We start from the raw sequence: 5,488 nt of genomic DNA on the forward strand, positions 1-5,488 counted from the left end.
AATTGTTCCCGCGGTAGTCTTAGTCAGCGCACCACCTCCCGCGAGTATCGCGCTTATCGTTCCGCTTTCAACAGCATACGAACTGCCTGTCAAAACACCTGACGTTCCTGTAATTGCACCGCTCGTTAATGTTACAGCTGCTACTGTGTCATCGTAGCTAACAATATTAAGTGTTCCACCACCCGAAACCGCAATTGCGCCGGCGTTAGCTAAAACATTACTGGCACCGTATTGTAATGATCCTGCACTTATTGTCGTTCCTCCCGAATAGGTATTTGCCCCTGATAATGTCACTGTTCCTGAACCTGCTTTAGTAAAAGATCCTGTACCGCTCATGATACCGCTATAGTTTGTATTTCCACCAACTCCCCCTGCAGTCAGACTACCGCTTCCAAATGTCACATTTCCCTCGCCTGCAAGCGACCCTATCGTGTCATTATATCCTGCCAGATCAAGCACAGCGCCTGATGAAACACTCACTGCTGTGGTATCTGAAAGGACATTACTGGCTCCGTATTGTAATGATCCTGCACTTATTGTTGTACCGCCAGTATATGTATTTGTACCTGAAAGTGTAATTGTTCCCGCGGTAGTCTTAGTCAGCGCACCACCTCCCGCGAGTATCGCGCTTATCGTTCCGCTTTCAACAGCATACGAACTGCCTGTCAAAACACCTGACGTTCCTGTAATTGCGCCGCTCGTTAATGTTACAGCTGCTACTGTGTCATCGTAACTAACAATATCAAGTGTCCCCCCTGAAACTGTAACTGCACTGCTGTTAGAAAGGACATTACTGGCTCCGTATTTTAATGATCCCGTACTTACTGTTGTCGCACCAGTATAGGTATTCGCACCTGATAATGTCGTTGTCCCTACCCCGCTCTTTGTTACTGCTCCAGTTCCGCTTATTACACCATTTATTTGACTAGTTCCACTGGAATTAATCGTCAAGGTCGCGTTACCGACAGATATCGCCCCACCTAATGTTAATGACGTACCGCCAACCGTAAATTCCTGACTAACATTGTTTAACGATATACCACAATTAAACACATTCGTACCTGTTGTATTATTTATACCTGATGTCAGGGTCACAGAATTACCCCCAACAGTGAATCCCCCGGCATTAAAAGTAATTAATCCAAACGATGTTCCGCCCGCAAAATCATTATTATTTGTCGTCTGAGTTAATCCCGCGAAAGTAAGAGCATCATCAGCATTTACTGCGGCATCCCAGTTTGCGGCTGTATTCCAATTATTATCACCACCGCCGCCACCATCCCAGGTGCGTTCCGCTCCATACAAATCAGAAGATATAAAAACGGCAATAAAAATTATCGCACTGACAAAATAAAGAAGTTTTTTAAACATCTGACCCCTCCGTTTTACATATTTCAGGGACACCATACTAAATTATCTTCTTTGGCCCTGGCTTACTCTTTCAGAATGATTTACCTGTTACTCTTTCGATCTTTTTCACATACTACACAATCTATCCTGCCTGTTGTTTCTGATTATAACGATCCATCGCCGGTAAAAGACCTTGCGATAGTATCGTTTCGAGAGCTTCTGCAGCATCTTTTATACGATTTAAATTTATACGTTCCTCATCCTTCGTGAATTTTCCCAACACATAATCAGGTACATTCAGAGGATACACACTCTCATTTTTTACACCATAACGTACGCGCACATAATGGTTTGTACTGAGACTTTTCTGTATGGACGCAAGGCCATTATGCCCGCCGGAACCACCACGTTCTCTTACCCGAATACTGCCCGTCTTAAGATGTATATCATCAACAACAACAATGCTGTCAGTTATATCCACATCAAAGAACGCTAAACACTTTGAAACAACATCACCGCTCAAGTTCATATATGAAAGCGGTTTTACCAGGATAACCGTCTGCCCCCCGGAATGTATTTTCGCAATATATGCTTGGCGCTTTCTATCCTTGGTAAACTTGGCACGATGACTACTGGCAACCTCATCCAAGATCCTAAAACCAATGTTATGGCGCGTCTTTTTATAGCGCAGGCCTGGATTACCAAGTCCAAAGATTATCTTCACTTAAAAATCCCCTGTTCGCACGGGACACACTTTTATTATTTAGTATCTTCTTTTTGCTCTTCTTCTTCGCCCTCAGGCTTCTTCTCTCTAATAACTTCAGGCTCAGCTGTTTCACCTTCTTCAGCCGGTTTTTCTTCCTCTTCAGCCTTTGGTGCGGACACTGAAAATACCGGAAGTTCAGGATCAGTTAATACCACGACATTTTCCGTAACCGGTAAATCTTTTACATATAACGCCTGTCCGATTTCAAGTGCTGAAATATCAATATCGATTTTTTCAGGAATTTCTGTCGGCAAACATTCTACTTCAATTTCTCGCAACCCGTGTTCAAGAACACCGCCTGATTTTTCAACACCGACCGCATCTCCTGTCTCATGGATCGGCACGTTTACCTTGATTTTATCCTTAAGAGATATTTCATGAAAATCAACGTGCAGTATTGTTTCAGCAATCGGATGGCGCTGTACTTCCTGCAAAATAACATCTTTTTCTTTTTCCGCCTCTGCCCCTTCAATTGCAAGTCTGATAATAAGATTTTCACTACCTGACTGTCTCATCACTTTAGCAAACTCCCGCTCATTAAGCTGAATCATCACAGGATCTTTCCCTTGACCATACACAATAGCGGGAACAAGTCCTTCGTACCGCATATCATTCAACTCGCCTTTTGTTTTATCTACTCGTAATTGTACCTTCAATTCAATTTGTGCCATCTCAAAAACACCCCTTTCATTATCACTATTATATAATTATTATTTCTATTAATTATGCAAACAATGAGCTCACTGATTCGTTTTTATGTATTCTCATAATTGCCTCGCCCAAAAGTTTCGCAACGGTAAGAACCTGGATTCTCTTTTCTTGGACTTTATCACCAATAGGAATACTATCGGTGACATTCAATGTTTTTATGGGAGATTTTCCTATGCGTTCAAGTGCAGGCCCCACCAAAACCGGGTGCGATATACAGCAATATATATCTTTTGCGCCACGATTTTTGAGTGCTTGCGCAGCTTCTGTAACAGAACCAGCAGTCGAAATAATATCATCGACTATTACAATATTCCTCCCTTCAACATCACCCATGATATTCATCACTTCAGCTTGTTCCGAATTCACTCTGCGTTTATCAACAACAGCAAGATCTGCGCCTAAACGTTTTGCAAATGCGCGGGCAGACTTAATCCCACCAACATCAGGTGATACTACGGTTACATCTTTTAATCCCATACTCTTAAATTCGTCTGCAAACACAGTCGCTGCATATAGATTATCAACCGGAATATCAAAAAAGCCTTGAATCTGGTCAGTATGCAAATCAAGACATAACACCCTATCAGTCCCTGCTGCAGTAATAAGGTTCGCAACAAGTTTAGCGGTAATAGGGACACGAGGCTGATCTTTTCTGTCCTGGCGTGCATATCCATAGTAGGGAATAACGGCTGTTATTCGGGATGCTGATGCTCTTCTCAAAGCATCGATCATGATCAAAAGCTCCATAAAACTATCATTTGACGGGGGACATGTCGGCTGAACAACAAAGACATCTCTTCCTCTCACATTTTCTTGAATTTTAACAAAAATCTCACCCTCACTGAATTGTGTTACTTCTGCTTTTCCTACTTCAACACCAATATAATCAGCAATTTTTTGAGTAAGATCCGGATTTGCATTACCAGAAAAGATCTTTAATGCATCTTTCATTGTTTTATCCCCTTGTAATTGTTCTTTAGTTTACAAACTGCTCTTTCGAGCATTTGCTTTCTTTATTTCGCCTCTATTGACCGCTACAATATCGCTCATGTTAAACCTGTACTATCTACTCGTCGTTATTTTTTCTCTTTTCACATATCTTTGCAGGAATCCCCGTAACAACTTCTCCTGGTGGCACATCATGGTTTTTTGTTACCACTGATCCTGCACCTATTACCGCACCCTTGCCGATCTTAACCGGTGCAACAAGAGTAGAATGTGACCCCGTTGAAGCATTGTCATCAATAACCGTTTGATGTTTTTTCTTTCCATCATAATTGGCCGTTATTGTACTTGCCCCAATATTTACCTTTTCACCAATAATCGCGTCCCCAATATATGAGAGATGCTTTGCTTTTGAATGTTTTCCCACTTTTGAATTTTTCACCTCGGTAAAATTCCCAATCTCAGCACCGTCTTCAAGCACTGTCCCGCTACGCAAATGGGTAAATGGTCCCACAGAACAATTTTCGCCAATAACAACCGTTCCGTCAATAACGGTGCAGGGTTCTATCACAGTATCCCGGCCGATTGTAGTGCTCCCTGAGATAAATGTTGATTGAGGATCAGATACTGTTACCCCATTATCCATGTGATAATCAATTATTCTTTTCTGAAGACATTTCTGAGCATACGCTAAATCTCTTCTTGAATTAATCCCTATTATTTCCTGGCTATCTTCTGTGACGTAGCTTTCTATTAAAAGTTTCTTGCTGTTCATTAATCCAATGATATCGGTTAAATAATATTCTTTTTGCGCATTATTCGGCTCAATCTTATCAATGAGTGAGAATAGTGCCTGTGCATTAAAACAATATGAACCGGAATTTACTTCCTCAACAGATTTTTCAAATAATGAAGCATCTTTTTCTTCAACAATTTTTTGTATCTTGCCATTTGCGTTACGCGCAATTCTACCATATCCTGTCGGGTCTTTTAATAATGCTGAGAGACACGTTGCAGACAACTGTTCTTTTTCGTGTGTATCAATTATTGCTTTTATTGTTTCGCTTTTAATGAGCGGTGCGTCACCACAGAGAACAAGCATGTTTCCAACAAAATCATTCAATGCAGACTTAACCTGCATGATTGCATGCCCGGTACCTTTCTTCTCATATTGGAAGACATATTCTATCTCAGGATCATTGAGCATGTCCTTTATTGCATCACCGTTTTTACCCACGACAAGAACGATTCGTTTTATCCCTACCTTTTTAACCGCACTTATTACATAAGATAATATCGGGACATCGCACAGCTTATGCATTACCTTCGGCAGTTTCGACTTCATGCGAACTCCATCACCTGCCGCTAAAATGACTGCAATCCATTTATCCATATAAACCACTTTAAAAAGTTCTCATTATATATTGGCTACGCTCAAGATCCACTAAAACAAATTTACATAGATCACATCCCTATAACGAATTATCCCGGATACAGAGGTAAAACATGTTTAGAAATAGGGATGTAAATATACTATTGTATATTTGAAAAAGCAAGAAGAAAACAATCCCGATAAGCAGTGTAGCGAGGCGGAAAGTGAAACGTGTAGCCGAACCGCTGTGGTCGGGAACCTAAGCACCTGTGAAGGATGAACGGTTTAGGTGCGCTATGTTTTACCCAAGAAGTCTTCCCAAGGAAATAAGGAATGGCTTGCAC

5 protein-coding genes are annotated in these 5,488 nt (G+C 41.3%); all 5 read right to left on the reverse strand.

The genetic code is table 11. The features are described from left to right. Nucleotides 1-1,371 (reverse strand): autotransporter-associated beta strand repeat-containing protein (locus P9M13_02225; GenBank protein ID MDP8262104.1); only part of this gene is annotated, 1,371 nt, incomplete at its 3' end. A 121-nt stretch (nucleotides 1,372-1,492) separates the two neighbouring features. Next, nucleotides 1,493-2,074, reverse strand: a complete 582-nt coding sequence (pth, locus tag P9M13_02230) for an aminoacyl-tRNA hydrolase (GenBank protein MDP8262105.1) — start codon at nucleotides 2,072-2,074, stop codon at nucleotides 1,493-1,495. Between the two features lie 35 nt (nucleotides 2,075-2,109). Beyond that, a complete protein-coding gene (locus P9M13_02235) occupies nucleotides 2,110-2,787 on the reverse strand; it encodes a 50S ribosomal protein L25/general stress protein Ctc (GenBank protein ID MDP8262106.1) in 678 nt (225 codons plus the stop codon). 52 nt (nucleotides 2,788-2,839) lie between these two features. After that, the gene (locus P9M13_02240; GenBank protein MDP8262107.1) at nucleotides 2,840-3,778 is read right to left on the reverse strand and encodes a ribose-phosphate pyrophosphokinase; all 939 of its coding nucleotides are present in this window, start codon (nucleotides 3,776-3,778) and stop codon (nucleotides 2,840-2,842) included. A 115-nt stretch (nucleotides 3,779-3,893) separates the two neighbouring features. After that, complete coding sequence (locus P9M13_02245; protein ID MDP8262108.1) at nucleotides 3,894-5,165, reverse strand: sugar phosphate nucleotidyltransferase; 1,272 nt, start codon at nucleotides 5,163-5,165, stop codon at nucleotides 3,894-3,896. Nucleotides 5,166-5,488 lie beyond the last annotated feature (323 nt).

The organism is Candidatus Ancaeobacter aquaticus, from assembly GCA_030765405.1.
In the GTDB taxonomy this organism is placed as follows: Bacteria; Auribacterota; Ancaeobacteria; order Ancaeobacterales; family Ancaeobacteraceae; genus Ancaeobacter; species Ancaeobacter aquaticus.